Origin of the sequence: Pseudoflavonifractor sp. MCC625 (assembly GCF_018784545.1) — a bacterium.
Taxonomy (GTDB): Bacteria; Bacillota; Clostridia; order Oscillospirales; family Oscillospiraceae; genus Pseudoflavonifractor_A; species Pseudoflavonifractor_A gallinarum.
This window is the reverse complement of sequence record NZ_WQOJ01000032.1, coordinates 75,786-102,235: the sequence shown is the minus strand read 5'-3', so window position 1 is coordinate 102,235 and position 26,450 is coordinate 75,786. Positions and strand designations below refer to the sequence as shown.

Annotated in this window: 35 protein-coding genes and 1 tRNA gene; 33 read left to right on the top strand and 3 right to left on the bottom strand. The window is 59.4% G+C overall.

Going from position 1 to position 26,450, the window contains the following annotated elements:
• Window positions 1-47: 47 nt before the first annotated feature.
• The 32 genes from GPK94_RS11140 (at window position 48) to GPK94_RS10990 (ending at window position 24,563) form a co-directional block, all read left to right on the top strand.
• Window positions 48-1,862: a phage terminase large subunit family protein gene (locus GPK94_RS11140; protein ID WP_346728025.1), complete on the top strand. Its 1,815-nt coding sequence runs from the start codon at window positions 48-50 to the stop codon at window positions 1,860-1,862.
• Window positions 1,863-1,923: 61 nt separating this feature from the next.
• Window positions 1,924-2,181: a hypothetical protein gene (locus GPK94_RS11135; RefSeq protein WP_215655814.1), complete on the top strand. Its 258-nt coding sequence runs from the start codon at window positions 1,924-1,926 to the stop codon at window positions 2,179-2,181.
• Between the two features lie 21 nt (window positions 2,182-2,202).
• Window positions 2,203-3,825, top strand: a complete 1,623-nt coding sequence (locus tag GPK94_RS11130) for a phage portal protein (RefSeq protein ID WP_346728024.1) — start codon at window positions 2,203-2,205, stop codon at window positions 3,823-3,825.
• Complete coding sequence (locus GPK94_RS11125) at window positions 3,812-5,044, top strand: head maturation protease, ClpP-related (RefSeq protein WP_215655813.1); 1,233 nt, start codon at window positions 3,812-3,814, stop codon at window positions 5,042-5,044. Before GPK94_RS11130 ends, GPK94_RS11125 begins: the two co-directional genes overlap by 14 nt.
• A gap of 1 nt (window position 5,045) precedes the next feature.
• Window positions 5,046-5,429 carry a head decoration protein gene (locus tag GPK94_RS11120; protein ID WP_215655812.1) on the top strand — a complete coding sequence of 128 codons (384 nt, stop codon included), beginning with the start codon at window positions 5,046-5,048 and terminating at the stop codon, window positions 5,427-5,429.
• Between the two features lie 4 nt (window positions 5,430-5,433).
• Window positions 5,434-6,507, top strand: a complete 1,074-nt coding sequence (locus GPK94_RS11115) for a major capsid protein (RefSeq protein WP_215655811.1) — start codon at window positions 5,434-5,436, stop codon at window positions 6,505-6,507.
• A 78-nt stretch (window positions 6,508-6,585) separates the two neighbouring features.
• Entirely contained in the window at window positions 6,586-6,870 is a 285-nt protein-coding gene (locus GPK94_RS11110) for a head fiber protein (protein WP_215655810.1), read from the top strand.
• An 11-nt stretch (window positions 6,871-6,881) separates the two neighbouring features.
• Window positions 6,882-7,334, top strand: a complete 453-nt coding sequence (locus GPK94_RS11105; protein WP_215655809.1) for a hypothetical protein — start codon at window positions 6,882-6,884, stop codon at window positions 7,332-7,334.
• The gene (locus GPK94_RS11100; RefSeq protein ID WP_215655808.1) at window positions 7,334-7,651 is read left to right on the top strand and encodes a sugar ABC transporter ATP-binding protein; all 318 of its coding nucleotides are present in this window, start codon (window positions 7,334-7,336) and stop codon (window positions 7,649-7,651) included. Before GPK94_RS11105 ends, GPK94_RS11100 begins: the two co-directional genes overlap by 1 nt.
• Window positions 7,652-7,665: 14 nt before the next feature.
• Window positions 7,666-8,271 carry a hypothetical protein gene (locus GPK94_RS11095; RefSeq protein ID WP_215655807.1) on the top strand — a complete coding sequence of 202 codons (606 nt, stop codon included), beginning with the start codon at window positions 7,666-7,668 and terminating at the stop codon, window positions 8,269-8,271.
• Between the two features lie 12 nt (window positions 8,272-8,283).
• Window positions 8,284-9,801: a phage tail sheath family protein gene (locus GPK94_RS11090; protein ID WP_215655806.1), complete on the top strand. Its 1,518-nt coding sequence runs from the start codon at window positions 8,284-8,286 to the stop codon at window positions 9,799-9,801.
• Window positions 9,802-10,311, top strand: coding sequence for a phage major tail tube protein (locus GPK94_RS11085; RefSeq protein ID WP_215655805.1), 510 nt, complete (start codon window positions 9,802-9,804; stop codon window positions 10,309-10,311).
• A gap of 55 nt (window positions 10,312-10,366) precedes the next feature.
• The gene (locus GPK94_RS11080) at window positions 10,367-10,771 is read left to right on the top strand and encodes an early nodulin 20 (N-20) (protein WP_215655804.1); all 405 of its coding nucleotides are present in this window, start codon (window positions 10,367-10,369) and stop codon (window positions 10,769-10,771) included.
• A 204-nt stretch (window positions 10,772-10,975) separates the two neighbouring features.
• Window positions 10,976-12,937 carry a hypothetical protein gene (locus GPK94_RS11075; protein WP_215655803.1) on the top strand — a complete coding sequence of 654 codons (1,962 nt, stop codon included), beginning with the start codon at window positions 10,976-10,978 and terminating at the stop codon, window positions 12,935-12,937.
• Window positions 12,930-13,142 carry a tail protein X gene (locus GPK94_RS11070; protein ID WP_215655802.1) on the top strand — a complete coding sequence of 71 codons (213 nt, stop codon included), beginning with the start codon at window positions 12,930-12,932 and terminating at the stop codon, window positions 13,140-13,142. The genes GPK94_RS11075 and GPK94_RS11070 overlap by 8 nt, the downstream gene beginning before the upstream one ends.
• Window positions 13,139-14,059, top strand: coding sequence for a hypothetical protein (locus GPK94_RS11065; protein ID WP_215655801.1), 921 nt, complete (start codon window positions 13,139-13,141; stop codon window positions 14,057-14,059). Before GPK94_RS11070 ends, GPK94_RS11065 begins: the two co-directional genes overlap by 4 nt.
• Entirely contained in the window at window positions 14,059-14,403 is a 345-nt protein-coding gene (locus GPK94_RS11060) for a pre-mRNA-splicing factor (protein WP_215655800.1), read from the top strand. Before GPK94_RS11065 ends, GPK94_RS11060 begins: the two co-directional genes overlap by 1 nt.
• Window positions 14,404-14,415: 12 nt before the next feature.
• A complete protein-coding gene (locus GPK94_RS11055) occupies window positions 14,416-15,009 on the top strand; it encodes a hypothetical protein (RefSeq protein WP_215655799.1) in 594 nt (197 codons plus the stop codon).
• A 2-nt stretch (window positions 15,010-15,011) separates the two neighbouring features.
• On the top strand, window positions 15,012-15,281 hold the full coding sequence (locus GPK94_RS11050; RefSeq protein ID WP_215655798.1) for an early E1A protein: 270 nt from the start codon (window positions 15,012-15,014) through the stop codon (window positions 15,279-15,281).
• A gap of 13 nt (window positions 15,282-15,294) precedes the next feature.
• Complete coding sequence (locus tag GPK94_RS11045) at window positions 15,295-16,425, top strand: baseplate J/gp47 family protein (RefSeq protein WP_252192600.1); 1,131 nt, start codon at window positions 15,295-15,297, stop codon at window positions 16,423-16,425.
• Complete coding sequence (locus tag GPK94_RS11040; RefSeq protein ID WP_215655797.1) at window positions 16,422-16,997, top strand: phage tail protein I; 576 nt, start codon at window positions 16,422-16,424, stop codon at window positions 16,995-16,997. Before GPK94_RS11045 ends, GPK94_RS11040 begins: the two co-directional genes overlap by 4 nt.
• 13 nt (window positions 16,998-17,010) lie before the next feature.
• Window positions 17,011-17,613 carry a hypothetical protein gene (locus GPK94_RS11035; RefSeq protein WP_215655796.1) on the top strand — a complete coding sequence of 201 codons (603 nt, stop codon included), beginning with the start codon at window positions 17,011-17,013 and terminating at the stop codon, window positions 17,611-17,613.
• Window positions 17,613-18,320 (top strand): hypothetical protein, encoded by a 708-nt coding sequence (locus tag GPK94_RS11030; RefSeq protein ID WP_215655795.1) that lies wholly within the window; start codon window positions 17,613-17,615, stop codon window positions 18,318-18,320. Before GPK94_RS11035 ends, GPK94_RS11030 begins: the two co-directional genes overlap by 1 nt.
• 24 nt (window positions 18,321-18,344) lie before the next feature.
• Window positions 18,345-19,169: a hypothetical protein gene (locus GPK94_RS11025; RefSeq protein WP_215655794.1), complete on the top strand. Its 825-nt coding sequence runs from the start codon at window positions 18,345-18,347 to the stop codon at window positions 19,167-19,169.
• Window positions 19,169-19,528 (top strand): hypothetical protein, encoded by a 360-nt coding sequence (locus tag GPK94_RS11020; protein ID WP_215655793.1) that lies wholly within the window; start codon window positions 19,169-19,171, stop codon window positions 19,526-19,528. The genes GPK94_RS11025 and GPK94_RS11020 overlap by 1 nt, the downstream gene beginning before the upstream one ends.
• Window positions 19,528-19,629, top strand: a complete 102-nt coding sequence (locus tag GPK94_RS16110) for a CD1375 family protein (RefSeq protein WP_252192599.1) — start codon at window positions 19,528-19,530, stop codon at window positions 19,627-19,629. The genes GPK94_RS11020 and GPK94_RS16110 overlap by 1 nt, the downstream gene beginning before the upstream one ends.
• A 70-nt stretch (window positions 19,630-19,699) precedes the next feature.
• Window positions 19,700-21,190 carry an N-acetylmuramoyl-L-alanine amidase gene (locus tag GPK94_RS11015; RefSeq protein ID WP_215655792.1) on the top strand — a complete coding sequence of 497 codons (1,491 nt, stop codon included), beginning with the start codon at window positions 19,700-19,702 and terminating at the stop codon, window positions 21,188-21,190.
• A 1-nt stretch (window position 21,191) separates the two neighbouring features.
• Window positions 21,192-21,683, top strand: a complete 492-nt coding sequence (locus tag GPK94_RS11010; protein WP_215655791.1) for a phage holin family protein — start codon at window positions 21,192-21,194, stop codon at window positions 21,681-21,683.
• A gap of 108 nt (window positions 21,684-21,791) precedes the next feature.
• Window positions 21,792-22,601 carry an NAD-dependent protein deacylase gene (locus GPK94_RS11005; protein WP_215655790.1) on the top strand — a complete coding sequence of 270 codons (810 nt, stop codon included), beginning with the start codon at window positions 21,792-21,794 and terminating at the stop codon, window positions 22,599-22,601.
• 539 nt (window positions 22,602-23,140) lie between these two features.
• Complete coding sequence (locus GPK94_RS11000; RefSeq protein ID WP_186962897.1) at window positions 23,141-23,719, top strand: DUF2975 domain-containing protein; 579 nt, start codon at window positions 23,141-23,143, stop codon at window positions 23,717-23,719.
• Window positions 23,720-23,731: 12 nt separating this feature from the next.
• Window positions 23,732-23,941, top strand: coding sequence for a helix-turn-helix transcriptional regulator (locus GPK94_RS10995; protein ID WP_101693713.1), 210 nt, complete (start codon window positions 23,732-23,734; stop codon window positions 23,939-23,941).
• Window positions 23,942-23,966: 25 nt separating this feature from the next.
• Entirely contained in the window at window positions 23,967-24,563 is a 597-nt protein-coding gene (locus GPK94_RS10990) for a hypothetical protein (protein ID WP_215655789.1), read from the top strand.
• A 27-nt stretch (window positions 24,564-24,590) separates the two neighbouring features.
• Here GPK94_RS10990 and GPK94_RS10985 read toward each other — a convergent pair whose 3' ends face one another.
• The gene (locus tag GPK94_RS10985; RefSeq protein WP_101693711.1) at window positions 24,591-25,160 is read right to left on the bottom strand and encodes a xanthine phosphoribosyltransferase; all 570 of its coding nucleotides are present in this window, start codon (window positions 25,158-25,160) and stop codon (window positions 24,591-24,593) included.
• Between the two features lie 12 nt (window positions 25,161-25,172).
• A complete protein-coding gene (locus GPK94_RS10980) occupies window positions 25,173-25,853 on the bottom strand; it encodes a gamma-glutamyl-gamma-aminobutyrate hydrolase family protein (protein ID WP_186962895.1) in 681 nt (226 codons plus the stop codon).
• 151 nt (window positions 25,854-26,004) lie between these two features.
• Here GPK94_RS10980 and GPK94_RS10975 point away from each other — a divergent pair.
• Window positions 26,005-26,093: transfer RNA gene (locus GPK94_RS10975), tRNA-Ser, on the top strand.
• Between the two features lie 127 nt (window positions 26,094-26,220).
• On the opposite strand, the gene GPK94_RS10970 is transcribed toward GPK94_RS10975, so the two are convergent.
• A complete protein-coding gene (locus GPK94_RS10970) occupies window positions 26,221-26,382 on the bottom strand; it encodes a hypothetical protein (RefSeq protein ID WP_180956893.1) in 162 nt (53 codons plus the stop codon).
• Window positions 26,383-26,450: the final 68 nt, after the last annotated feature.

Sequence of the window (26,450 nt, the reverse complement as noted above, 5' to 3'; positions counted from 1 at the left end):
CTCCGCCCGCAGACCTGACCGTCAGCCAATGGGCGGAGCGTTACCGAGTGCTATCACGCGAGAGCAGCGCAGAGGCCGGGCCGTGGCGCAACACCCGGACACCGTACCTGGTTGAGCCTATGGACGCCTTCTCGAACCCAAGGGTGCGACACCTGACCATGGTGGCCTCCTCTCAGGTGGGCAAGTCGGAATTCATCCTGAACTGCATCGGCTACGCCATCGACCAGGACCCCGGTTCCATGCTGTATATCCAGCCGAACATCGACGACGCGAAGAAGTTCTCCCGGCGGCGTATCGCCCCCATGGTGCGGGACTGCCCGACGCTCAGGAGGAAGGTGGCAGATGCCAAAGGCCGGGACAGCGCCAATACCGTACAGGAGAAATCATTCCCGGGAGGGGCCCTGTCCATCATCGGCTCCAACTCCCCGGCGGCCCTGGCATCCACGCCAGTTCGCTACATCTTTGGCGACGAGCGGGACCGCTGGGCGCTGTCTGCTGGCACGGAGGGCGACCCATGGAAGCTGGCCGACGCCCGTACCATCACCTACTACAACGCCAAGCTTGTGGACGTGTCAACCTGTACCGTCAAGGGGGCGAGTCCAATCGCGGACGCATTCGACGACGGCACACAGGAGAGGTGGAAGCACCAGTGCCCACACTGTGGGGCATGGCACGAGATCGAATTTGACGACATCAAGTTTGAGTTCGATACCTTTAAGGCTGGCCGAAAAACGGACTACAAGGTGACTGGTGTATGGTGGTGCTGCCCGTCCTGCGCCTGTATCTCCACCGAGGAGGAAATAAGGCGGCAACCTGCAGAGTGGGTCGCTGACAACCCGGAGGCCATCCACAAGGGGCATCGCTCCTTCTGGCTCAACGGTTTCGCGTCCCCCTGGCAGCCGTGGGAGAAGATCGTCTATGAGTTCCTGGACGCCCGGAAAGATCCGCGCAAGCTCCAGGTGGTCTATAACACAAAGCTGGGTAAGCTGTGGGAGGATCGCGGGGGACTTGCGAGTGAGGATGATATGCTTGCCCGCCGGGAGGACTACGGGACCAGGGTCGACGGCTCCCCGGTAGAGTTGCCGGAGGGCGTGCTTGTGCTCACGTGCGGCGTCGATACTCAGGATGACCGCCTGGAGTATGAGGTGGTCGGCTGGGGGCACTACGGCGAGAGCTGGGGAATCAAGAAGGGCGTCATCATGGGCGACCCGAACGACGATGAAGTATGGCTCCGGTTGGACGATGTGATAGACCATGTTTACAAATTCGAGAGTGGGCGCGGGCTGACCATATCTCTGACCTTTGTTGACTCCGGCGGCCATAAGACGCAGAGCGTCTATAAGCAGTGCCGGGCAAGGCTGGGCAAGCGTGTATTCGCCATCAAGGGAAAGGGAGGAGAGGGCGAGCCGTACACCCGCCCGCCGTCAAAGGTCAAGATCGTGGTCAATGGGCGGGCGCTTGGGGAAACGTGGCTTTATACCATCGGCGTGGATGCCGGAAAGACGGACATCCTCAAGGGCTCACTGCTGGTGCTGGAGCCCGGCCCGAAGTATTGCCACTTCAACCGGGCCCCGGAGGCCGGGTATGATTACCGATACTTTACCGGACTTATGTCAGAGGTGCAGGAGGAGACGCTGGAGCGGGGCCGCAAGCGGACGGTCTGGAAGGTGCTCAAGGGGCACGAACGGAATGAGCCGCTTGACTGCCGGAACTACGCCATGGCTGCCCTGCGTGTGCTTGATCCTGACATGGATGCCGTGGAGCGTCGCTTGAAGGGAGCTCCAGAGCAGAAGGCTGTGCAGCCGCAGCGGACACGCAGGCGCGGAGCTGTGAAGCGGCAGAGCGCGGCGGACGATTGGTAAACAGGATAATGCGGGCAGCGTCGGGAGACCGGCGCTTTTTTCATGCCCAGGAGGAGTGAACATGGCAAGTAAGACAGTTATCAAGGCCCGCCTGGAGTTCCGACGGAAGGCGCTGGAGCAGGCACAGGCGGCCTATCTGGCCCTGTTGGGCGGGCAGGTCAAGAGCTGCGCTATCGGCTCTCGGAACTTGACAAGGCTCGACCTTCCTCAGCTTGAGGACACCATTGCAAAGCTGGAGAAAGAGATAGACGGCCTGGAAGAGGAGTTGCGCGGCGGCAAGCGCCGCAAGGCGGTTGGGGCTATACCCTGGGACTGGTAAGAAGGAAAGGAGGAGATACAAGTGGAACAGAAACGACCGGCAAGGCCGCGAGGAGCGCCCATTGACAGGGTGCAGAACAAGGGATATTCCCACGGCGGGGCCAGTCACACCAAGAAGGCGCTGAAAGGCTTCACGGTGGAGAGCGGGAGCGCATCGGAGGACATCAACGCTAACAACTACACCCTGCGGCAGCGATCCCGCATCCTGTACCAGACAGCCCCCATTGCTACGGCGGCCCTGAAACGGCAGCGGACGAACATCGTCGGTCCAGGCCTGCGGCTGAAATCGACCATCGACCGGGAGCTGCTGGGGATGACTCAGGAACAGGCGGCGGCCTGGCAGAGAACCGTTCAGCGGGAGTTTGCCCTGTGGGCCAACAATAAGCGGGCCTGCGATGCTACCGGCGTCAACAACTTCTACGGGATGCAGCAGCTTGTGGCGCTTTCATGGCCCATGAGCGGCGACGTGTTCGCACTGGTGAAGCGGGCAACGGTGACGCCGCTGGCCCCGTACTCACTGCGGCTGCATCTGATCGAGGCGGACCGGGTGAGGACGCCGGAGGTGACGGGCGGCGGAACGGCGCGGAGCAATCCACTGCTGACCAACATCACAACGGCCAAGCTTGAAAACGGGAACACCATCTATGACGGCGTGGAGGTTGACCCGAGCGGGGCCATCGTGGCCTATCACATCGCCAATACCTACCCAAATCAGTGGGATGGCGAGATGACCAAGTACACCCGCGTGGATGCATATGGAAAGGCCACCGGCCTGCCCAATGTCCTGCATATCATGGACACGGAGCGACCGGAGCAATACCGGGGCGTCCCGTATCTGGCCCAGGCCATTGAGCCGCTGCTGCAAATGCGACGCTATACCGATGCGGAGATCATGGCCGCCGTGGTGCAGGCATTCTTTACTGCCTTCATCACCACCGAGGCCGGGGCGTCTCAGATGCCATTCAACGAGGTAGGCGGCGACGGCGTGGAAGAGGTGAGCCGGGACCCCAATGAATACGAGATCGGGGCCGGGACTATCAACATCTTGGAGCCCGGTGAGGATGTCAAAATGGCCGCCGCAACCCACCCGAACGGCGGATTTGACGTGTTCATGCGAGCCATGTGCGAGCAGGTTGGAGCTGCGCTGGAAATCCCGGCGGACCTGCTGCTGATGTCCTTCAACTCCAGCTATTCCGCCTCCCGTGCGGCGCTGCTGGAGGCGTGGAAGGGGTTCCGTATGCGCCGGGAATGGCTGACGGACGACTTTTGCCGCCCGGTATATGAGGTGTGGCTGACGGAGGCCGTGGCCCGTGGGCGCATTTCCGCCCCTGGGTTCCTGACAGACCCAATCATCCGGCAGGCGTACTTGCAAAGCGAGTGGATCGGCCCGAGCCAGGGGCAGCTTGATCCGACGAAGGAAGTTGCGGCGGCTGTTACGGCCATCGGCAACGGCCTTTCCACCCGCGAGGCGGAGGCCATCCGGCTCAATGGCAGCGAGTACGCGGCCAATGCGGACAAGCTCGCGGTGGAGAACGAGCTGCTGCGCAAGGCAAACGGAGCAGGCCAGTCCCCGCAGGCAGCGGAAGAGCCCCCGGAGGATACCGGGGAGGGAGGAGAAGAGGAGGAAACCAATGCCGAAACCTAGCAATCGCGGGCTTTTGAAGCCCTACAACATTGTCATCGACGAGGGCAACAACTCGGCCCGCATCGACATGTACGGTGAGGTCGTCGCCAACCATCCGGTGGACTGGTGGACCGGGGAGCCCATTCCCGGGAATTTCATTGCCCAGGATGAATTTCTCAAAGATCTGGCCGAGCTAGAGGGGAAGGACGAGGTCACTGTCCACATCAACAGCGTGGGCGGGGATATGTATGCAGGCATCGCGATCTATAACCGGCTGAAAGGGCTGGCGGCGCACGTTACGACCATCAATGACGGTCTGGCGGCGTCCGCTGGCTCTCTCATTTTCATGGCCGGTGACGACCGCAAGATGCACGCGGGCAGTAACCTGATGATCCACGGGGCCGCCGGGTTCCTTTATGGATACTACCAGGTACAGGACCTGCGGGACGCGGCCAAGCAGATGGAGGCCCACAACAAGGCAGGGGTAAACATCTACGCCGAGCGGACAGGCCGGGATAAGGCGGAGATCAACGCCCTGGTGGAGGCTGAAACCTGGATGACCGGGCAGGAGGCCGTGGACGAGGGCTTTGCCACCGAGACCATCACCGACGAGGACGAACAGGTGGAAATGAAGCTGGCCCCGGACAAGTCCGTGGTCATGGTCAACGGCTACCCTGTGGCCGCCCGTTGCATGGGCAAAGTGCCCGACAATGTGCCAGTGATGAGTGCCGACGAATGGGCCAAGTGGTCCAACGAGCAGAGCGGCAGTAAGCCGCGCAACAACCGTGAGAAGCCGGGCTCCCCGGTTCTCGATAAAACACACAAAAACGGAGGTAAAGACATGGAAATCAAGAACCTTGAAGAGCTCCGCGCCGCCTATCCTGACCTGCTGGCGCAGGCTGAGAACGCCGCCCAGGCAAAGGGTGTGGCGAGCGAGCGGGCCCGCATCCAGGGCATTGAGGACATCGAGGCCGCCATCGGTGACACCGATATGGTCAAGAACGCCAAGTATGGCGACAAGCCCATGAACGCAGAGCAGCTGGCTTTCGCGGCCATGAAGGCGCAGGCGGCCATCGGGGCCAATATGCTGGGCAAGCTGGCCGAGGATGCCAAGAACAGCGGTGCGGCTGGCGTGGAGGCCACTCCCGCCTCTGGTGCTGAGCCCAAGGCGCTGACTGATGACGAGAAGGCCGAGGCCCTGCTGATGGGCCGAATCCATAATAAGAAGGAGGGCAAGTAATATGGCAGCTTACTATGAGAACCTGGGCGCATGTGTGCCTGACAACCTGATCGCGGGCAATACCATTCCCGTGTTGACCGCTTCCGCGACCATCGCCGCCGCCGAGGGGAAGCTGGTGCGCGGTACTGTGCTGGCCTCCGGCGCTGACGGCAAGCTCAAGCAGCTGGCGACCGAGAGCGCTGGCGCAAGTGAAGTGCCTTACGGCATCCTGTGCGATGACGTGGACGCTACCAGCGAGGCCGTGGCCGAGGTCTATGTATCCGGCCAGTTTAACGCGAATGCGTTGGTGACCAAGGCAGCCTACAAGATGACCGCCGCAGACATCAAGGCTCTGCGCGACGGTGGTATCTACATCGAGAACGCCATGGGCGAGAAGGAGGAGTAATAATATGGCTATCGACATCTACAAGACTAAAACCATGCTGGCGGCTGTCCGTCAGATGACTCCCGTCACGTCTTTCCTGCGTGACCGCTATTTCCCTACCGGTTCCGGTGACATGTTCCCCACTGAGGAGGTGCTGGTGGAGTACAAGGACGCAAGCGGTAACAAGCTGGCCCCTGTTGTGCTTCCACGCAAGGGCTCCATTTCCGTGGAGCGTGAGGGCTACACCACCAGCCGCATGACCCCGCCCCTGGTGGCTCCCAGCCGTCCGCTGACCATCGACGACCTGAACAAGAAGGGATTCGGTGAGGACCTGTTCAGCGACCGCACCCCAGCCGAGCGTCAGGCCGACATCCTGCTCCAGGACCTCCAGGACTTCGACGAGATGCACACTAACCGAGAGGAGTATATCGCGGCAAAGTGCATGTTTGAGAACGGATATGTGCTGCGGCAGTATGCCGATAAGTACGGCGAGGGCGAGTATCTGGAGTATGAAATGAAGTTCTACGACGAGGGCTCCAACCCTGCGGTCTATGTTCCCGGCGTGAAATGGAATGAGAGCACTTCCGACAAGCTGGCTGACCTGTATCAGATGATCCGTATGCTGACCACCGTCGGCAACAACGCGACGGAGGTGCTGCTGGGTGCGGACGCCGCCGAGTCCCTGCTGGACGACGCAAAGATCAAGGAGCTGCTGGATCTCAACAACTATCGTATCGGCCAGATTGACCCTGTGGCCCTACCCAACGGTGCCGCCCGCCTGGGCCGCCTGAATGTGCGTGGCCGCATGATCGACCTGCTGACCTATGACGGGACCTATGTGGACGAGGAGGACGGCAAGGTCAAGCCCTATGTCCCTGAGAAGCAGATCTGTGTGACCGCGCCCAATGCTGGCCGTGGTCTGTATGGCGCTGTGTCTCAGATCGAGCAGAGCGACGGCCAGTGGCGCAGCTACATGGGCCGCCGGGTGCCTCGCTACTGGGCGGATAAGAACGCCCGCGAGCTGACTGTATCCGCCCGCCCGCTGTTCATCCCCCGCACCAAGAACCCCTTCATTTCTGCCACTGTCCTGGGGGAATAACCCCCTCTGCTGAGGCGGCTGTGATCGGCAGAGGGCAGATCGGAACAGCAATCTTAGGAAGAAAGTGAGGCTGTAATAATGGCATACGAACCTACTGTGTGGAAAGACGGCGACGTGATTACCGCCGATAAAATGAACAAGCTGGAACAGGGTGTGAAGAATGAGCAGGTCGGCCCGCAGGGACCGGAAGGCCCCCAGGGCCCTGCTGGTCCTAGCTATACGCTTCCGGCGGCCACGACTTCGGCCCTCGGCGGCGTGAAGCAGGCCGCAGCTGTGAATGATGCAGCCGCAGCGCCTACGCAGGAGGAGTATAACGCGCTCCTCGCAAGCCTGCGGGCGGCGGGCATTCTGGCTTCGGCCTAAAGGAGGAAACCATGATTAAGATTATCCGTGGCGTTTACGGCCACTATGTTACTGACCAGAACGGCAAGAGCCGCGTCGTGGCGCGAGATAAACATTCTGATCCCTTCGAGCTGACGCCCGAGCAGGAGGCCCGTCTGGTTTCCCAGGGCGTGGCCCGGTATGTGGACAACGCTGAGACAGGAGCGGCCCCCATCGGGTTTGACGAGCAACCGCCTGAGCCCAATGAGCTCCCGGAAGGTGTGGTTGGAATCCCTGAGTACAGCGAGGACATGACCGTCAAGGAGTTGCGGGACATTGGGAAGCTGTGCGGACTGACCTTCAAAGTCGGCATGACCAAGAAGGAAATGGTGGATGCCCTGGACGCCGAGATCGAGGGAAACATGGTGGACTATGACGAGGTCGTGAATGGCGAGGCTGATGGTGAGGATGCTCCGTCCTTTGACGCCACCGAGGCGGTGCTGTAATGGGATTCAAAGATATGGTGGAGGCTGACCGCCTCAGCGTATTTTTGGATGTTGACTTTTTCGGGGAGACCTACCGCATCGAGGGCAAGGACATCCCCATTGTCATGGACAATGACGAGCTGAAAGCCCGGCAGGGTGGGCAGGATCTGGCGGTGGCGGAAAGCTCCACCCTTTTTTATGCCCGTGCGGAGGATCTTCCGCCCCGCCGGGCCCCAGGTCAAAACCTGAATGTCAACGGACGCGAGTGCATCGTGGACGACTGGCAGGTTGATATGGGCATGGCAACCGTCGTGCTCCGGGAGAACATCATCGCGTAAAGGAGGCCGGGACCATGTCTGTGGTCCATATGATCGACACCCTGACAGAGTGGGCGCGGCAAAACATCTGTGAGCAAATCAAGCTGAAAGTACCGCCGGAGAACACGGCCCCGGATGATGCCGGGTATGCCTACAATCTGGCGACCCCTGCGGCCTTTGCCATGTACGTCCCCACGTCCGACAAATTGCCGCCTAATATCCACGCGCCATTCCCGTCGCTCTGTGTGCGGTTCGTCACCGGCCAGGACATACCGGCTGATGGAAGCGGGACCGTCGAGGTGCAGTTCTGCTTTTCGGCATGGGACCCCGGAACCCATGGGGAGGATGAACTTCTTCCAAACGGCGACGGGACTTATCGTAGGGGTAAGGCGGGCGCATTTTGGCGAAATGGCGACGGCTGGCGGGACGCCTGGAACTTCGTTGACATAGCCCTGCGGGCGGTGGAAAGCACGACAAGCATCGGGGGCTATACCATAGACTTGGCAAAGCCGGTCAAGTTTGGCCCGCTGACGGAACAGGAGGCCATACCGGACTTTTACCCAATGTGGTTCGCATGGGTGTCCTTCACCGTAAACTATCCGCTGCGGCGGAACATTCAAGATCTACAAAAGTTCCTGTAAGGAGGGAACACAGTGGCAGATTACAAGCACGGCACCTATGGCGAGTTCGCGGCCAGTATTGGCGACGCCGCAACTCAGGCCGGGACGGTAGCCGTATACACCGGCCTCGCTCCTGTAAATCTGGTGCGCGGCTATGAGCAGTACGTCAACAGCCCGGTCAAGCTGTCCAATTTCAACGCAGTCAAGCGCTATTTCGGCTATTCTGGAAACTGGTCCACATTCGACCTGTGCGAGGCGTTCCAGCTCCATTTCGACAACGCGGCTGGCAACATCGGTCCCATCGTTGCAATTAACGTGCTGAACCCCGCAAAGCACAAGAAGTCCCCCGAGACCACACAGAGCCTGACCTTTGCCAACGGACAGGCCACGATCAAGAGCGACACCATCATCCTGGACACGCTGGTCCTGGCGGATAAGACGGAGGGCGTGGACTTCTCTATCAACTACGACTTTGACAACGGCCTTGTCATCATCAACAGCGTGGGCGACACGCCCATCACCGGCGATGTGCAGGCCACATTCAGCGAGATCGACACATCCACCATCACCGAGGCTGACATCATCGGCGGGGAAAGCACCGAGGGCGTCTATACCGGCCTGGGCTGTGTCGGCCTGGTCTATCCCGAGCTGGGCCTGATCCCGAACCTGATTTCCTGCCCTGGCTGGAGCTCCAATCCCAAGGTTTATGCGGCCATGGTCAATGCGGGCACCAAGATCAACGGCCACTGGGACGCCGCTGTATTTGCGGACATCCCGCTTGAGTCCGCCGCCGCAAAGGTGGGCGAGGCGCAGGTGGAGGATGCGAGAGTCGGCGGCCAGGCTGTGGACACCATCGGCAAGGCCATCAAGTGGGCCAGCGACAACGCCTATACCAACGAGCGCTCCAAAGTATTCTGGCCCCAGGCCATGGATACTGCGGGGCGCATTTATCATGCTGCTGTGCTGGGCATCTGGCGGCAGATGATGGTGGATGAGGCGAACGACGGCATCCCCATGGAGAGCTGTTCCAACAAGCCCATCCCTGTGGCGCGGCAGTATTTCGGGCCTGACTCCACCAACCGGGGCTTTGACCAGCAGCGTGGCAACGAGCTCAACGAAAACGGCATTACTACGCTGGTGTACTGGGGCGGCCTGTGGGTGCTGTGGGGCCCACACACGGCGGCCTATAAGCACGGGGATGTGACGGACAACCGTGCCATCTTCGACAACTCCATCCGGATGATGATGCACATTACGAACAGCTTCCAGGCGGAGCACGCCCTGACCATTGACCAGCCCATGACCCGGGCCATGGCTGACACCATCAAGAACCGGGAGCAGGAGAAGGCTGATGCGCTGGCCGCGCTTGGTGCCCTCATCGGTACGCCTGTGGTTGATTTCAGCGAGGACGACAACAGCACCGATGACATGGTGGAGGGCAACTTCACCTGGTCCACAAAGGGAACCCCGACACCGCCCTTCAAGAGCGGCACCATGCGCGTGGCCTACACCACGGCGGGCTTTGATTCTTATTTCGGGGAGGTGGAGTAAATGGCGAATACGACCTATATCGGCGGTGCAGTCATTGCAGATACTGTCTACCTGAACGGTGTCCTTGTTGGCAGGGATGTTGAAATTACGCTCCCCGCCGTCGAGTATGCCACCATCGACCTTGCCGTCATGGGCACCTATTCCAAGCCGATCCCTCAGCTCATTGAGCACATGGAGGCAGGGTTCGGTAAGATCGACCCCGGCCTGTGGTGCGAAAACGTCAATGGCGCAGGGGAAAACAACATCGAGTGCAGATGGGCGCAGGACATCACTACGCCGAACGGCGGAACGCGTACCATCGGCCTCAAGGCGTTCCTGCGCGGCGAGTCCGCCAATATTCCCGAGCTTGGTGTTGTTGTGGGGGAGTCCACCGAGGCGCAGAACAACGTCGGTCTTTCCAAGTATGCAGTCTTCCGGGATGGCAAGGAGCTGTTCTATATCGACCGCTGGGCAGGCGTAAACCGCGTTGGCGGGAAGGACCTGAACGCAGCAATCAACCAATTCCTGTAACATACAAGGCCCCGCCGGGCAGTAACCGGCGGGGTCTTTTCATAAGGAGGACACAATGAGCAAAAAGACACTGACACTGGACGAGCCCGTCCTGATTGACGGGAAAGAGGTCTATGAGCTGACCTATGACCCTATGGAGATCACTGCGGCACAGTTTTCCGAGGCGTGCGCCCGTAGTTCCGCCATCAACAAGAGCAAGTCCTTTTCTTTCAAGATGAGAGAGAACGACTACGCGCTGCACCTGTACCTTGGCATGTTTGCCGTTATCGCGTTGAACCCCGGCATTGATATTTCTGATCTGGAGCGTATCAAGGGCTTTGACGTGCTCAAACTGACCGACATCGGAATGCTTTTTACTTATCGGAGGTCGGAGGCACCCTCCGGGCAAAAACCCTCCGAAGAGCTCTCCGAGAATACAGCCGAACCTTCCACACCAGCATCCGAGACGCCGGACAAATGAGACTGACCGACTTCCTCCAGGAGTTCGGGGAAGCGGTGGAGGAAGAGAAGGAGCGGCAGGCCAGAATGAAAGCCAAACAGCCGCCACGCCGAGGAAGGCGGCATAGGTAGGAGGTGAGCAGCCATAGGCAAAGGGAAAGAGTTTCGCACTACAATCAGCATAGGCGGAGACATCGATCCATCCGTCCGTGCAGCCATTGAGAGCATGTCTGACCGGCTTGAAATGCTGGAGGGTATAGCGAACGAGGCCCAGGGGAAGCTTGCGGAGCTGGAAAGGGCCTCACGTAACCTGGAGGGCGGCTTCACCATCGCTAAGGGTGCCGCCGCAGACCTGGTGTCCAGCGGAATACAGGCCATTGTCGGGGCGGCCAAGGACGCCGCAACGAGCATCTATGGACTTGCAGAGAGCACCCGGGAGTTCCGTCAGGATATGGGCACCCTGGAGACCGCCTTTGATAGCGCCGGGTTTTCCGCCGAGACGGCGACCGAGACATGGGAAGATCTCTATTCTGTGTTCGGTGAGGATGACCGGGCCGTGGAGGCGGCGAACAACATCGCCCGCATGGCCGATAACCAGGCAGAACTTGACGAATGGGTGCGGATCACCACCGGTGTTTGGGGTACATACCAGGACGCTCTCCCGGTGGAGAGTCTGGCCGAGGCCTCCGCAGAGACGGCCAAGGTTGGCCAGGTCACCGGCACCTTTGCTGACGCCCTGAACTGGTCCAGCGAGGCGGCTGAAATACTGGCCGGATTTATGAACGATGAAGTGACTACGGCAGAGGACGCCTTCAATGTGGCCCTATCCGCGTGCTCTGATGAGGCGGAGCGGCAGGCGCTCATTACCGATACCCTAACCGTCCTGTATGGAGACGCCGCCGACAAGTACGAGGAGACGGCGGGCACGCTGATGGACGCCAACGCGGCCAACGCCGAATATACTCAGACACTCGCCGAAATGGGCGAGCGGATAGAGCCGGTCACCACGGCAGTACAACAGGGATTTACCAAGATCCTGAACAGAATACTTGATGTTACGGAGGGCACCGACTTCACCGCCATTGCCGAGCAGATTGGTGAGCTGACTGACGATGTTATCACTTTGGCCGAGAACGGATTCGCATGGCTCAAGGACAACGCTGACTGGCTCATCCCGGTTATCGGTGGCCTGACTGCGGCGTTTGTGGCCTACAAGGCTATATCCATTGGCGTGGCCGCTGCGGAGGCCATCAAGACGGCGGTCCTTGCGACAGGGACGACCGTTGTAAATGCCGCAAGCATTGCCACTTGGGCACTCAATGGGGCCATAGCGTTCCTGACCTCACCTATTACCATCGCCGTGGCGGCCATCGCTGGACTGACGGCAGGCGTGATCTGGCTTTATAACAACTGGGACATTGCAAAAGAAAAGGTGATTGCGTTCGGCGCGAAGGTTGGAGAAATCTGGACCAACATTGCCGGATGGATAACGGGGGCCATTGATTTCATCGGGCAGTATTTCCCGATATTCAGCGGCTACCTTGACGGCTGGTGGTACAGCATCCAGGCCGTCGTTGGAAATGTAAAGGCCATATTCCAGGGTGTCATTGACTTTATCAGCAACGTGTTTGCTGGGAATTGGTCGGCGGCGTGGCAGAACATCGTCGACATCTTCGGGAATATCTTCGGCGCTCTGGTGAACATCGCAAAAGCACCCATCAATGGCGTGATCGGGGCCATCAACTCCGTTATTAACGGGATCAATGGGATGGGATTCGAGATACCCGATTGGGTCCCCGTTGTCGGCGGGAAGGCATTCAAGCTGGATATCCCCAACATCCCAATGCTGGCAACTGGCGGCTTCACGGACGGCCCCTCCATCGCGGGCGAGGCTGGCACCGAGGCCGTCATCAGCTTTGATCCTGCATACCGGGCACAGAACCTTGCGTACTGGGCCAAGGCTGGCCGGATGCTTGGCGCGGATGAGGACGGGACATCGTTCAGCCTTGGCAGAGATAGCTCAGGCGGAGGAGTGAACCTAGGGGGCGTGACATTCGCGCCTCAAATCACTGTCACCGGGCAGGCCAACAAGGAGAGCATCATGGAGGCCATCGAGGCAGAATATCCGGAGTTCATTGATATGCTGGAAACATGGCTCGCTGGAAGGGGGGATCCGGTATATGCCTAGTTTGCACATCACCGTCGAGGGGGACACCTTCGACGCGCTGGCGCTTGCGTATTACAACGATGAGAAGCAGGCCCATGTAATCATCCAGGCCAACCCCGACTATTGCGGCACCTTGGTCTTTGGGGCTGGGGTAGAGCTTTACATCCCGGATGAGGCTGCTGCCACTCCGCCGGAAACCTTGCCGCCATGGAGGCGTGAAACATGATAAAGATCACCTACAAGGGCGTAGACATCACCGAGAGCGTGTCCATCAACAGGTGCTATCATGATATGTACGCCGCAGGCCGGACTGACGAGCTCCGCCTGCGTGTGAATGATGTGGATAACCTGTGGGATAAGTGGTCACCAGCCGTAGGCGACGAGCTCCGTGTGGACTATGGGACCATTTCCACCGGAACTATGTTTCTGGTATCGGCCACGCCGCGCAACGGCACCTATGACCTAGTAGCCTGGTCCGCTCCAGCGTCCGGCTATGAGGCGCAGAGCAAGGCATGGCAACAGGTCCACCTTTTGCAGATCGGGGCGGAGATTGGCGCCCGCAACGGCCTATCCTTTGTCTCTTATGGGGTGGAGGATAGGCTGTTTTCTTACCTCCTCCAGGGAGGGCAGAGCGACTTTGCATTTCTGCATCGCATCTGCACCCTGGAGGGCTGTGCCTTCTTGGTGTATGACAAGCGGCTGGTCCTGTACTCAGAGCCCTATATGGAGGCTGTGGCCCCGTCTGAGGTGCTGGCTGTGACCATTGACGGCGACTATGAGTATACTGACCGGCGGGCGGAGCTTTACGGCTACTGCATCATCACCGGCGGCAATTATTCCGGTAAGTTTGATTCCGGCAACGGCGTGGGGCGCGTCCTGCGTCCCGAGACGCCCCCGAACATCTCCAGCAATGAGGATGCCGCCAGGTATGCCAAAAACCTGCTGCGGGCCGCCAACAAGGGAGGATGCGCCGGATTCGTGCGGTCCCGCATCCTTCCCGGTTATGCGGCGGCCTCTACGGTTACGCTGGAGAACGCACGGGCTCCGTCCTGGGACGGGCCTGTATTCCTGGACCATGTCCGCAACGACTACGGGGCGGGGAAAAGCAAGATCTTTTTCCGCCGACCACTGGAGGGATATTGATGATTGACAAGGGTATGGTGTCCACCGTCAGCGCGGACGGCAAGACGGCCACCGTGGTCCCGGCCTTCTCTGGTTCCAGCGTCACGTTCCCCATGGTGGTCCCCTTCTTCCTGGCCGGTAGCCTGACCGTAAAAATGCCGGTGGTGTACGCCACATTCCCGGACAACACAGGGGTAATCCTGGCCCGTATGGATGGGGAGTGGAACCGGGAGCTTTCTGGCGATTTGACCATCAAGGGAATGGCAACCGTGGGCGACCTCAAGACCGGAGCCATCCCAAGCTACAACACCCACACCCATGGCGGCGTGGAGTCTGGCGGCGGCAGCACGAGCGGGCCGCAGTAAGGAGGGGAACACATGATATTCATTGCCCGATGGGGGCCAAAGGGCTTTACCGTGTCCCCGTCCTTGATCGTCCCATTCAACGGCTTTTCCACATCGCTGGCCCTGAAAGCGGACAGTGAGAATGATACCAGCGGAACCGCCCCCTCCAACACGAGGGGGCGGGAGCTGCGCCCGATCAACTTTGAGACTGTTTATGTGGCCGCTGCTGGCGTCGATCCCCGTGACCAGGTGGCACAGTGGGAGGCGCAACTGGGGAACTCCTATCCACTGTATATCGGGGAAAAGCGTTTCGGACCGCCCAAGATGACACTGACCAATGTCTCCGTGTCTGATGTGCAATTCACATCGACGGGCCAATGGATCTCCTGCAAGGTGGCCCTGACGCTTGAGGAGTATTCCGAGGGCAAGACATCGGCACTGACCACAAAGAGCACCAGCAGCTCCTCCTCTTCCTCCAGCAAGAGCAAGAGTAAGAGCGGGAGCAGCGCGGCGGCGAAAAAAGCAACTGCCGACTATAAGGCCACGCTTGCGGCAAAAAAGGCGGCCATGAATGCTACGGCCTCCAAGTCGGACAAGGCGCAGAAAAAGACGAGCAAGGGGGCGTGATGATGAGAGCGAGTGGAAACGGCTCCCGGGATGTGTGCGCGGCTAATTTGCTTATGACCTTCCGGAGCGAGGTCCCCTATGAGCGGGTCAAGGGGCTTGACCCGCGCCTGATGGATAAGCCCATCACGGCGGCGGAACCTGAGATCAAGCAGGATGCCGAGTGGCTACTGGAGACATACGAGCCCCGCGTCGAAGTGAACGGGATCACCATGACCCCGAGAGACACCGGCGGCGGGTATATTGTCACGGCGGACATCTCAGAAAAAGAGTAGGAGGTGAGCCGAATTGGCTGACTTTAATTTTGTGGAGACAGACAGCGCCAAGCTTTACACGGCGATTATCGGCTCCCTGATGGACGAGTGCAACGAGGCACTGTATCCGGGCGACGAGCGCCGCATTTTTAGTGAGGCCCTTGTGGCCGTGTTCGTGGCCCTATATAGCGAGTTCAACGATAAGATGAAGCAGCGCACCTTGCAGTATGCCAGGGGCGAGGTGCTGGACGCCCTGGGCGAGCGATACGGCGTGGAGCGGGCCGCTCCGGCCAGTGCAACGGCAACCTTCCGCTTTTCTGTGGCGTCGGCCCAGGCGGAGAACATCATCATCCCGGCGGGCACCCGCATCACCACGGACGGAAGTGTGTATTTTGCAACACAGGAAACCACCGTCCTGACCACTGGGGCGCTGTATGTGGATGTGCTGGGCGTGTGTACCACCGGCGGCTCCCAGTACAACGGGTTAACCGCCGGGACCATCAAGACGCTGGTGGATCTGATCCCCTATATCTCGGGGGCGCAGAATATCACCACCAGCACCAGAGGAGACGATGGCGAACCATACACTGAGGAAGGCGACGACCGGTTGCGCGAGCGCATCCGGCTTGCGCCGTCAGCCCTGTCCACGGCAGGACCGGAAAGCGGATACCGCTATCACACATTGAGCGCGGACCCGGACATCGTAGATGTGGCGATAGATTGCCCCGAGGGCGAGCCGAACACCGTCAATATCTATCCGCTGATGACCGGCGGGGAGATACCGGACGGGGACACCCTGGAGAAGGTACGGGCCGCCATGGCCGACGACGTGCGGCCCATGACGGACAAGGTGCAGATCATGGCCCCGGAACAGGTGGAATACACCATCAACATCAAGTATTACTGCACCAAAGACGACGAGGCGGCCACCATCGAGACAATTGAGGGGGACGGCGGAGCAATCGACCAATATATCGCATGGCAGGCGGCGGCGCTGGCGCGGGACATCAACCCTGACCAGCTCCGCCGTTTCATTCTGGCACCCACCAGCGGCACGGGGGCCGTCCGTCTGGAGGTCACAAGCCCGACCTTCCAGGAGCTCACCAAGGCCCAGGTGGCGAAGCTCTCCGGTGTCCCGACGGTCTCCCATGAGGTGATCGTATGAGCGAGATGAAGCTGACCACGCTGGAGTTTATCCGCCTCCTTCCGCAGTTCATGCGAGAGGACGGGGCGGTGAAGGGGCTTGCGGCAGCCATGGATGAGATCGTGCCGGATCTGGCGCAGAGCGCCGCAACCCTGTCCACCTGGGACCACATCGACGAGCTGACCGAGGCGGAGTTGGACGCCCTGGCCTGGGAGCTCAATATCCTGTGGTATGACACCGGCGCGTCCCTGGACACCAAGCGGGCGCTGGTCAAGGATAGTGACTTGGTATATAAGCGCCTGGGGACCAAGTGGGCCGTGGAGAACGTCATCAACAGCTATTTCGGCGATGGGTATGTGGAAGAGTGGTTCGAGTATGAGGGCCAGCCCGGGCACTTCCGGGTGTACTCCACCAACCCGTCGCTCAATAATGAGCGGCTGACTGAGTTTCTGAATCTGCTGAACAAGGTCAAGCGGGCCTCTGCCAAGCTGGACGGAATCTTTATCACCCTGACCGGGCAAATGCCGCTTTATGCTGGTATTGCCTTCCGGGAGACCAGCAAAGAGCAATACAGCATCGGCGCAAAACTGTAAGGAGGGGATCAGAGTGGCAAATTTTCAGAACAATGCAATTACAGATGTGGGCCGGTCCCTCCTGTCTCATGTGCAGATGGGGGCGGCATTTACACCGACAAAGATCGTGGTGGGTTCCGGCTATATGCCGCCCGGCAAGACGGCCCGCACAATGACGGATGTCGTGACTCCGATCAAGAATCTGACCATCAACAAGAAGGAGCGCACCAACGACGCGAAGGCCATCTTTGGCGGGGTGTACTCCAACCAGGACATTGCTCAGGATTGGTATTTCCGTGAGCTGGCTCTGTATGCCAAGGCGGTATATACGGATGGCACAGAGATACCGGAGTGCCTGTATTCCTACGGCAATGCTGGAGACCAGGCGGACCTTATGCCCGCCTATACCTCCGGGCAGCCGGTGGAGCGGCAGATGGACCTTGTGGTCTATGTTGGCAACGACGCAAAGGTGGACCTGACTATTGAGAGCGGGGTCTATATGACTCAGGAGCAGGCCGAGAAGCTGATCTCCGACGCTCTGGCGAATATTGATCTTGACATCACCGACATCGGCACCGGGAAAAAGTATCGCTGGGGGATCGAAAACGGGATCGCATATCTTGAGGAGGTTGAATAGTGAGTAGAATTTATCTGGCTGACAAGCCGACGCTGGACAAGGTGGACGCCACCACGGCGGACACCAAGGGGAAGGTCGGCACGACCGTGGATGTGGGCGGGAGTACGTCGGCGGGCTCAGTCTTTGGCAAGCTCAATGCGGTGATTGCGTATCTGCTGGGGTATGTCACAACGTCACTTACCAACATCGGAAACTATACCAAGCGGCTGAATGACCTGTGGCCGGATGCCAGGGTGGCAAAGGTTGATCTGCTGGACGCTGCCATCAGCTCCTGGGAGAGCGAGGCCAATGCCAACGCCAGGTATAACAACATCTTGAATTGGCTGAAACCAGGCGGTAGGGTTCGGGTGAGCAAAGTAGTCAACATCACGAAAACCGCGCCTGGGAATTATACGCTTCTGGACATCGCAGGCCCTGGAAGTTTCGATTTTTCAAACACCAACATGGGGTTCCCAAACGGCCCACTTATCTTTGAGGCTGATGGGCAGGTGGTTGCAAGGTTCAGTAACATAACCGGGCACTCATACATCTGCAATTCCATGTTGAGCGCGGGCGATTACCTCACCGCAACGCCCACGAACAATTCCCAGGCGCTAACCACCGGGGCGGCAAGGCCCCTGTACTTCAAGAACAGCTTCAAGGTGACGCTTAACCTGGCGGCGAACCTGGAATGCTTCTTCCGGGCAGATTACACAGTACACGAATAAAATTAACTGAGAGGTGAAACGCCTATGGCAGCAGGCGAAAAATTAAAAGTTGTCATGGCCTCGCAGGTGGGCAAGCCCAACGGCGTGGCCGGTTTGGATGAGGGAGGAAAGGTCCCGGAGGGACAGCTCCCCGCTATGAACTACGACCCAGCCGGAAGCGCAGCCGCGGTGCAGGCCAATCTTGACGCCCACACAGGGAACCGGAACAACCCCCATGGGGTGACGGCCCAGCAGGTGGGAGCTGACCCGGCAGGGACGGGCGCCGCAGTGCAACAGGCTCTGAATTCTCATATGGAGAATAGAGGCAACCCACATGGTGTGACCATTCAGCAGATAGGAGCTGAAAAAGCATGGACGCTACTTGGTAGCAATGCAGTTTCGGTTACACGATCAACTGGTAACTATAAGGTCGTCAATGTAACCATTCCATTCTCGGGTGGGGTTTCGGAGGTCCCGGACGAAATAAAGATAGTCCTTGAGGTGAATTATTCAAGCGAACTTCCAAAGTCAGGGAATACTCATATGTTTACATTAATGGCTACCGACCGTGATACAAGTGGAGCGAGTCGTTATGTAATGAATTCCAGTGTCGTGGCATCCGGAACGTCTGTACAATGGACAAAAACAGTTCAAATTCAATCTTCCGTTCAAGTATATGAGTACAGTGGTTCAACTGAGGACAGAAATGATATTTACAATTATCACATAATGGATGATAACGTTGCTACTTACAGTCCAAAAGATAATAGAATTTCCATTCACCTGATTCCCAGTTTCAGCAGCAACTCCAGCGCTACTTTAACTGCAGCCGCTAATATTACCGTCAGACTATATGGGAGGAAATCCTGATGAAATACAGGGCCGTTTCATTCAATGGCATTTATTATTGCATTGAGCAATGTGATGATAATTACTCTCCTGCTGAAAATGAACGTATTCTGAGCACGCATGAGGAGGCAGAGACGTTTCCGATCCCGTGCAGGTGGGATGAAGAGACACAGAGCTGGGAGTCTGCGTCTGTACCGGATGAAGTCAATCCTCAACCGCAACCACCCATTGAACCCGACCCAGGGCCTACGGACCCGATCACGCAGATCCAGCTTGCCATGGCGGAGCTTGCGGAGACCATGGAGGCCAGCACAACGGAAACCCAGCTCGCCGTTGCGGAGCTGGCCGAGCGTATGGCGGCGGGGGAGGTGAGTAAGTAATGGTACAGCTTTATGTTGACCTCATCCGCAAGGGCCTGCGAACCATCGGCCAGGTCCCGGAGCGCTGGCGGGAGGAAGTCCGTGCGGCGCTGGAGCAGTAACATCATACACACCGGCCAGGAGCAAGCTCAAACGGGCAAGCTCCTTTTTTGTTGAGAAAGAAGGATTTACATGAAGAAAATCGCATCCATCCCCCTGGCGGACGTGGAGCGGATCGAGATCCGGGTCACGCGCTGTCAAAAGACGCTCTCCAAGGTCAAGGCGGAGAGCGGCGCGGATTACATCCTCAACGGGGGCATGTGGAACGCTGACGGGGGCCCCTGCCCACTCTTGAAGGTAGACGGGAAGATGCTGGCCGACGCGGACTATGATTCCTACGGCTACGGCTGGGACCAAGGGCCGGACATCCAGCTCACTCCGTCCATGAAGAGCCGGAACTTTATCAGCTGTACATGCCTGATTGCCCCGTGGGGGCCCGTTGATAAACCCGGCTACCACGAGAAGGGCCAGGGCGGCACCCGGGGGCGTTCGGCCATCGGTCTCAAGGCTGGGGAGCTCTGTCTCTATTGCTCCTCGGACGGCTCCAGCGACGCCCGGACGCCCGAGGGTCTGCGGGATGAGCTGGCCGCCCTGGGCTGGGAGAGCGCCGTGATGCTGGATGGCGGCGGCTCCAGCCAGTGTGACTTTGACGGACAGGCCATCAAGGCCAGCCGCAAGGTCCATAACTGGATCTGTGTATACACCAAAAAGGGCGGCGTGGTACCGCCGGAAGGAGAGAACACCATGAGAAAACAGTACACCGTGACGCCGAGCGTCGGCGTCAACATCCGGAAGGGTCCCGGAACTGGCTACGACAAGGTAGGCGGATATAGCAAGGGCACCGTTATCACCGTCCTGGAGGAGCGTGACGGCTGGGGCCGCACCGACAAGGGGTGGGTCAAGCTGTCCAACCTGAGCCTGTCCACCAGCTCCGGCGGCAGCAGCACGGCAACGGGCCGAAAGACAGACACCGGCGTGCCCATCAAGGAGATGCTGGTGGCCGCTGGCCGGAAGAACCGTCCCGGCGGCGCGAATCCCTGCACCTACATCACCATCCACGAGACGGGGAACAAGGCCAATGGGGCGGACGCTGAGGCCCATGGTTCCTATGTGCGGGGCGACTCCGCCGAGGCGTCCCGGGTGAGCTGGCACTACTCCGTGGACGATGACTCCATCGTGCAGCACATCCCGGACGGCGAAAAAGCGTATCACGCCGGAGACGGCGCAAACGGCCCCGGCAACGCCCAGAGCATCGGCATCGAGGTCTGCGTCAACGCTGACGGAGACTTTGCAAAGGCCCAGGCCAATGCGGCATCCCTGGTTCGCCTGCTGATGAAGGAGCACCAGATCCCGGCGGCCAACATCAAGCAGCACCACGACTGGAGCGGCAAGGACTGCCCGCAGACCATCCGCCACACCACCGGCGCGTGGGACAAGTTCCTGGATCTCTGCAAGGGGAAAAGCACCACACCCCCCGCCCTGGTGGCCGATGTGGACGTGTTGGCCGGGGCTGGTATCGTGGGCTCCCCGGACTATTGGAAGGCCGGGAGCGGCTACTCTGACGGCAACGTGGTGTGTCTCATCCACGCCATGGCTGAATACATCCGAAAGGAGGGCAACTGATATGGACAAGATTTCTGCCGCCTTCTCCGCTTTTGCGGACAAGGCAAACCTCATTGGTGCGGCCATCGTCTCCGGTCTCACCTACGTTTTCGGGGTGCATTGGCCGGTGTTCGCGTTGTTTCTGGCGCTCAACATCGTGGATTATATCTATGGTCTGATGAAGGCCCGGGCCACGGACACTCTGTCCAGTGCCAAGGGAGCAAAGGGCGTCGCAAAGAAGTTTTCCTACTGGGTAATCGTCGCTCTTTCCTTCGGCGTGTCCTTCGTCCTCATGGACCTGGGTATGGTGCTGGGGATCGACCTTGGTTTTCTCCAGCTGATTGGCTGGTTTACCCTTGCCGTCTACATTCTGAATGAGCTGACCAGCATTGTGGAGAACATGGTGGCCCTGGGGGTAGACGTGCCGGAGATCCTGGTGAAGGGGCTGGCCGCTGCCAGAACTGCGGTTGATGCAGCGGGGGACAAGGTTGTGCCAGAGGACAAAGCGGAATAGCAAATGATAAGAGGGCGGCCCGTGTGGGTCGCCCTCTTTTTTCGTTTAAAACGCAGATTGAATGTTTCGGGCTAGTGCTGTACGATTGTGACAATTGGAGGTGCTTTTATGATAGATAAGAGAAGGATTGAGACACTACAAAAGTGGATTGACGAGAGCAGCCATATCGTCGTATTCACTGGGGCCGGGTGCAGCACTGAGTCTGGCGTGCCGGATTTCCGCAGTCCTGGGGGCATTTATGATTTAGGGACTAATAACCCTATTACTACCGAGTCGGGCATCCCGGACTTTCGCAGTGTGGACGGGCTCTACAACCAGAGCTACCGCTATCCGCCCGAGACCATCATCAGCCACAGCTTTTTTGAGCAGGACCCGGAGGAGTTTTTCCGCTTTTACCGGGAGAAGATGCTCTGGCCCCAGGCCCAGCCCAACCCGGCCCACCGGAAGCTGGCCGAGCTGGAGCAGGCCGGGAAGCTGGACGCGGTGGTGACCCAGAACATCGACGGCCTGCACCAGGCGGCGGGGAGCCGGAAGGTCTATGAGCTCCACGGATCGGTCCACCGCAACTACTGCATGAAGTGCCACCAGTTCTACGGGCTGGAGGAGATGGTCCAGGGCACGGGCGTCCCCCGCTGCAAGGTGTGCGGCGGCATCATCAAGCCCGATGTGGTGCTCTATGAGGAGAGCCTGGACCAGCGCACCATCGAAGGCGCGGTGGAGGCCATCCGGAAGGCGGACCTTCTCATCATCGGCGGGACCTCTCTGGCGGTCTATCCCGCGGCGGGACTGATCCAGTACTACCGGGGGAGCCGCCTGGTCCTCATCAACAAGAGCGCCACCCCCTACGACCGGCAGGCCGACCTGGTGATCCAGGCCCCCATCGGTGCGCTGCTGGAGCAGATCCAGGTCCGTCCCTGATACCGCCAAGTCCCCGGGAGTACTCCCGGGGACTTGCGTGTCGAAAAATTTCGACACGCTTCTCAAAAATGCAAGCATTTTTTCGAGGGAAATGCAGGCCGCTGCACGCACTTCGTCGGGTCAAAGTCCGCACCGTTCGCCCCGGCCTAATGGCCAGGGTTCACTCCGCTCCCTTGCCCCTCCTCTCCCAAACAAACCCACTTCGCTGGGCTTTGTTTGGGTTCCCGGTTCGCACACTTGCAGCCTGAGAGGTGTGTTTTCCGACGTACACGCCGCCGGAAAACACACTTTGACCCTCTTCCGCCGTCTGCGAACGGCGGAACTCTGCGAGGCGTTTGCGGCAAAGAGTGCCAGAGTAAATAGTAGTGGTAGCTGAAATCCCCGGGAGTACTCCCGGGGATTTCCTGCATACACTTGTTTATTGAAAAACAATAAAAATAAATTGACTTTCAATAAGTGCGGCGCTATAATCAGAAAAAAGAGAGGGGAGAGCGGGGTGCGGAAGCAGGCGCCCGGAGAGAGACGAGGAGGTATGGAAGATGGACGTGGAAAAGCTGGCCCGGATCCTGAAACGATTGGTGAGCATCACCTTTGTATGTAATCTGCTGGTCCTTCCCCTGCTGGCCGGGCTGGCCCGGCTGCGGGGACTGGGGGAGCTGACCGGGGGAATCTCCTATTTCTCCATGCAGGGGGAGGGAGCGGCGGAGATCGTTCTGCGGCTGACCGGCTATTTTCTGGCCTCCTGGTGGGAGATCTGGCAGTTTGGAGAGCGGTATGCCCAGGTCCTGGCCCTCTTTCTCTTCTTCTGCGGCGTGTGTACCGCCGTCATCCTGTGGCAGGGGCGGCGGGTGCTGGACACTGTCCTGCGGGGGGAGACCTTTACCCGGGGCAACGCGGCCAACATGGGGCGGGCGGCGGTGTGCTGCTTCCTCATCTCGGGCGCGGCCCTTCTGCGGACGGTGTGGGGGCTCTTCCACTATGGGAGCATCGGGCCGCTGTTCACCTACAACACCCTCTTCATCCCCGTATTTTTCATGGCGGGGCTGCTCTGCCTGATCCTGTCGGCCCTGGTCCGGCAGGCGGCCGAGCTGAAGGAAGAGAACGATCTGACCATATGAGGAGGGGATTGCGTGCCCATCGTAGTCAATCTGGATGTGATGATGGCCCGGCGCAAAATGAGCCTGAGCGAGCTGGCCGCCCGGGTGGATCTGACGCTGGCCAATCTCTCCATCCTGAAAAACAACCACGCCAAGGCGGTGCGCTTCACGACCCTGGAGGCCATCTGTAAGGCCCTGGACTGCCAGCCGGGGGATATTCTGGAGTACGTGCCCGAGGAATGAGACAGCCGGACAGGAGGGACGGAATATGAATCAGGGGAAGCTGAGGACCACACAGACCCGGCGTTTTTGCGCCTTTGCCTTAAACCATTTTCTCATTTCGGTGGTGAGTGCTCCGCTGGGCTTGCTTCTCTTCGTGGGATGGGTGGAGCTTCTGGAGACGACGGAGGCGGCCTGGTGGATCGCGATCGCATTTGACATCTGCCTGATGCTCACCTACGCGCTGGCGGGGGCCTGGGTGGCCCGGAGACAGCGGTGGGAGCCGCCCCGCTCCATCTGGGCTGCCCTCTGGTCACTGGTGGCCCCCATGCTGGTGGCCTGGGCCTGGGAGGCCCTGGTCCTGGTGGGAGCCGATCTGGAATGGGTGACGGTCTCCTACTATGCGCTCATGGTGGCCGTACCGCTGGCCTTCCCCTCCTTTCTGTTCGTGCTCCTCGGACTCATGGGCGGCATCTGGTGGGGAGAGGGGGGATGGGAGTTTTACCTCATGGCCTTTCTGGCCGGTGGATTGCCTCCGCTGCTGTTCTGGCTGGGCAGCCTGTGGGGGGCTAAAAACCGCCGGGAAGGGGAGGACGGGACAAAAAAAGATCCCTCTCTCCCGCAGAAGCGGGAAGAGGGATCGTAGCGGATCGGTATGAACCGGGGAAGGAGATCAGGCCAGGATGATCCGGCCGTCCTCCACGCCCTCCACGGTCTCCAGAGCTTCCACCCGGACGCCCATGCGGCGCAGGACCTTTCCGCCCTCGCGCATGGCCTTTTCGATGGCCACGGCTACGCCGGCCACCTCGCCCCCGGCCTTGGAGACCAGCTCCAGCAGGGCCAGGGTGGACTGCCCGTTGGAGAGGATGTCGTCCACCACCAGGACCACGTCGTCCTCCTCCAGGTATTTCTTGGACACCCGGATGGTGTAGGATTTCTCCAGCGAAAAGGAGTGGGTCTCCGCAGTGTAGACATTGGGATCGATGTAGCCGGTCTGAAATTTCTTGGCGTAGATGACCGGGACCCGCAGCGCCCGGCCCACAAAGCAGGCCAGGGCAATGCCGGAGCTCTCCACCGTCAGGACCTTGGTGATCTTGTCGCCCTTGAAGCGGCGGGCCAGTTCGGTCCCGGCCCGTTCAATGAGCTCCACATCCATGCAGTGATTGAGAAACATATCCACGTGGATAATGTCTCCCTCGCCCACCTGGGCTTCTTCCAGAATGCGCTGTCTTAATTCCTTCATGATGATCCTCTCTCAACGTCCTTCCAAACGATTGCGGCATTGTTCGATCAGCCACTGAAACACCGGCGCGCCGTCCACGGTATCCATCCGCCGGTGGGCGCCGGTCATGCGCTCGGGGTGATATTGCAGGGCGAGAACGGGCAGGGCCGTGTGCTCCACCGCCTCCACCAGACCGGACTCCGAGCGGGCGGTGACGGTGAGTCCCTCCCCGATGCGGTCCAGCGCCTGGTGATGGGCGCTGTTGACGGAAAAGACCGGGCCATACCACCGCTCCAGAAGGGAGCCCTCCTCCGCGTGGACGGCGTGGACCTTATCCTCAGAGCTCCCCGGGGCATGGGTGTGGAAGCACACCTGGGTGGAGCCGATGTCCTGCAAGAGGGTGCCCCCCAGAGCCACATTCAGGATCTGGAGTCCGCGGCAGATTCCCAGCACCGGCTTTCCGGCGGCCAGATAGGAGGCGGCCAGCGCCAGCTCCGATGCGTCCCGCTGGGGATCGATCTCACTGCTGGCCCAGTTTTCCTGCCCAAAACGGCAGGGGTCGATATCTCCGCCGCCGCACAGCAGGAGACCGTCATACTCGGTACGGTCGGCGGGGCAGTAGGCGGCGTGCGGGATTCCTCCGGCGGCAAGGACTGCGGCCTCGTAGTTCTCCGCGCCGGAAGAGGAGGCAGAGACCAGAATATGAACTTCCATCATACACCTCAGAACCGTTATTAGACTGATTATAGACTATTTTACTTTCCTCTGCAATATTGACAAGTAAATAAAAATAGGGTATCCTATTAAAGATTCCGGACAGAGCGGTCCGGAGGAATCTGCCTGTACGGGCAGGGAAATCGAATATGCAGCGGTATCGAAGTGGTCATAACGGGGCTGACTCGAAATCAGTTTGCGGGCAACCGCACGAGGGTTCGAATCCCTCCCGCTGCGCCAGCGTCGGAGCAAGCGTTTTATCGTTTGCTCCGACTTATTTTTTCGGACGGGTCAGCATGGAGCGATGTCTCTCCTGGCTCTTTTCAGAAAGCAGAAGCAGCGGCACGGAAGATTCCATGCCGCTGCTTTAGGTTTCCTCTGTGTCCTGACTTTGGGAAAGGACAATCAAATCGCCCTGGGGTGCGTTCATATATAGCTCCTCACACTGCTGCTGGGCGGCGATCAGGGTGTTGATCGCCTGCTCGGTGGCGCGAAACAAGGTCAGATACATTTCTTTGTAGTCAGGCATAGTATTCACCTCGGGGATATTTTAACCTGAAACAGATTAAAAGTAAATACTCTATTTTAGGTTATGCC

Coding starts and splice junctions, on each gene's coding strand:
- GPK94_RS11020 (WP_215655793.1), top strand. CDS start 19,169: ATGAAATACAGGGCCGTTTCATTCAATGGCATTTATTATTGCATTGAG.
- GPK94_RS11040 (WP_215655797.1), top strand. CDS start 16,422: ATGAGCGAGATGAAGCTGACCACGCTGGAGTTTATCCGCCTCCTTCCG.
- GPK94_RS10990 (WP_215655789.1), top strand. CDS start 23,967: ATGAATCAGGGGAAGCTGAGGACCACACAGACCCGGCGTTTTTGCGCC.
- GPK94_RS11070 (WP_215655802.1), top strand. CDS start 12,930: ATGCCTAGTTTGCACATCACCGTCGAGGGGGACACCTTCGACGCGCTG.
- GPK94_RS11100 (WP_215655808.1), top strand. CDS start 7,334: ATGGGATTCAAAGATATGGTGGAGGCTGACCGCCTCAGCGTATTTTTG.
- GPK94_RS11065 (WP_215655801.1), top strand. CDS start 13,139: ATGATAAAGATCACCTACAAGGGCGTAGACATCACCGAGAGCGTGTCC.
- GPK94_RS10980 (WP_186962895.1), bottom strand. CDS start 25,853: ATGGAAGTTCATATTCTGGTCTCTGCCTCCTCTTCCGGCGCGGAGAAC.
- GPK94_RS11105 (WP_215655809.1), top strand. CDS start 6,882: ATGATTAAGATTATCCGTGGCGTTTACGGCCACTATGTTACTGACCAG.
- GPK94_RS11005 (WP_215655790.1), top strand. CDS start 21,792: ATGATAGATAAGAGAAGGATTGAGACACTACAAAAGTGGATTGACGAG.
- GPK94_RS10985 (WP_101693711.1), bottom strand. CDS start 25,160: ATGAAGGAATTAAGACAGCGCATTCTGGAAGAAGCCCAGGTGGGCGAG.
- GPK94_RS11085 (WP_215655805.1), top strand. CDS start 9,802: ATGGCGAATACGACCTATATCGGCGGTGCAGTCATTGCAGATACTGTC.
- GPK94_RS11060 (WP_215655800.1), top strand. CDS start 14,059: ATGATTGACAAGGGTATGGTGTCCACCGTCAGCGCGGACGGCAAGACG.
- GPK94_RS11135 (WP_215655814.1), top strand. CDS start 1,924: ATGGCAAGTAAGACAGTTATCAAGGCCCGCCTGGAGTTCCGACGGAAG.
- GPK94_RS11055 (WP_215655799.1), top strand. CDS start 14,416: ATGATATTCATTGCCCGATGGGGGCCAAAGGGCTTTACCGTGTCCCCG.
- GPK94_RS11080 (WP_215655804.1), top strand. CDS start 10,367: ATGAGCAAAAAGACACTGACACTGGACGAGCCCGTCCTGATTGACGGG.
- GPK94_RS11075 (WP_215655803.1), top strand. CDS start 10,976: ATGTCTGACCGGCTTGAAATGCTGGAGGGTATAGCGAACGAGGCCCAG.
- GPK94_RS11115 (WP_215655811.1), top strand. CDS start 5,434: ATGGCTATCGACATCTACAAGACTAAAACCATGCTGGCGGCTGTCCGT.
- GPK94_RS11025 (WP_215655794.1), top strand. CDS start 18,345: ATGGCAGCAGGCGAAAAATTAAAAGTTGTCATGGCCTCGCAGGTGGGC.
- GPK94_RS11125 (WP_215655813.1), top strand. CDS start 3,812: ATGCCGAAACCTAGCAATCGCGGGCTTTTGAAGCCCTACAACATTGTC.
- GPK94_RS10970 (WP_180956893.1), bottom strand. CDS start 26,382: ATGCCTGACTACAAAGAAATGTATCTGACCTTGTTTCGCGCCACCGAG.
- GPK94_RS11000 (WP_186962897.1), top strand. CDS start 23,141: ATGGACGTGGAAAAGCTGGCCCGGATCCTGAAACGATTGGTGAGCATC.
- GPK94_RS16110 (WP_252192599.1), top strand. CDS start 19,528: ATGGTACAGCTTTATGTTGACCTCATCCGCAAGGGCCTGCGAACCATC.
- GPK94_RS11015 (WP_215655792.1), top strand. CDS start 19,700: ATGAAGAAAATCGCATCCATCCCCCTGGCGGACGTGGAGCGGATCGAG.
- GPK94_RS11050 (WP_215655798.1), top strand. CDS start 15,012: ATGAGAGCGAGTGGAAACGGCTCCCGGGATGTGTGCGCGGCTAATTTG.
- GPK94_RS11120 (WP_215655812.1), top strand. CDS start 5,046: ATGGCAGCTTACTATGAGAACCTGGGCGCATGTGTGCCTGACAACCTG.
- GPK94_RS11095 (WP_215655807.1), top strand. CDS start 7,666: ATGTCTGTGGTCCATATGATCGACACCCTGACAGAGTGGGCGCGGCAA.
- GPK94_RS11110 (WP_215655810.1), top strand. CDS start 6,586: ATGGCATACGAACCTACTGTGTGGAAAGACGGCGACGTGATTACCGCC.
- GPK94_RS11010 (WP_215655791.1), top strand. CDS start 21,192: ATGGACAAGATTTCTGCCGCCTTCTCCGCTTTTGCGGACAAGGCAAAC.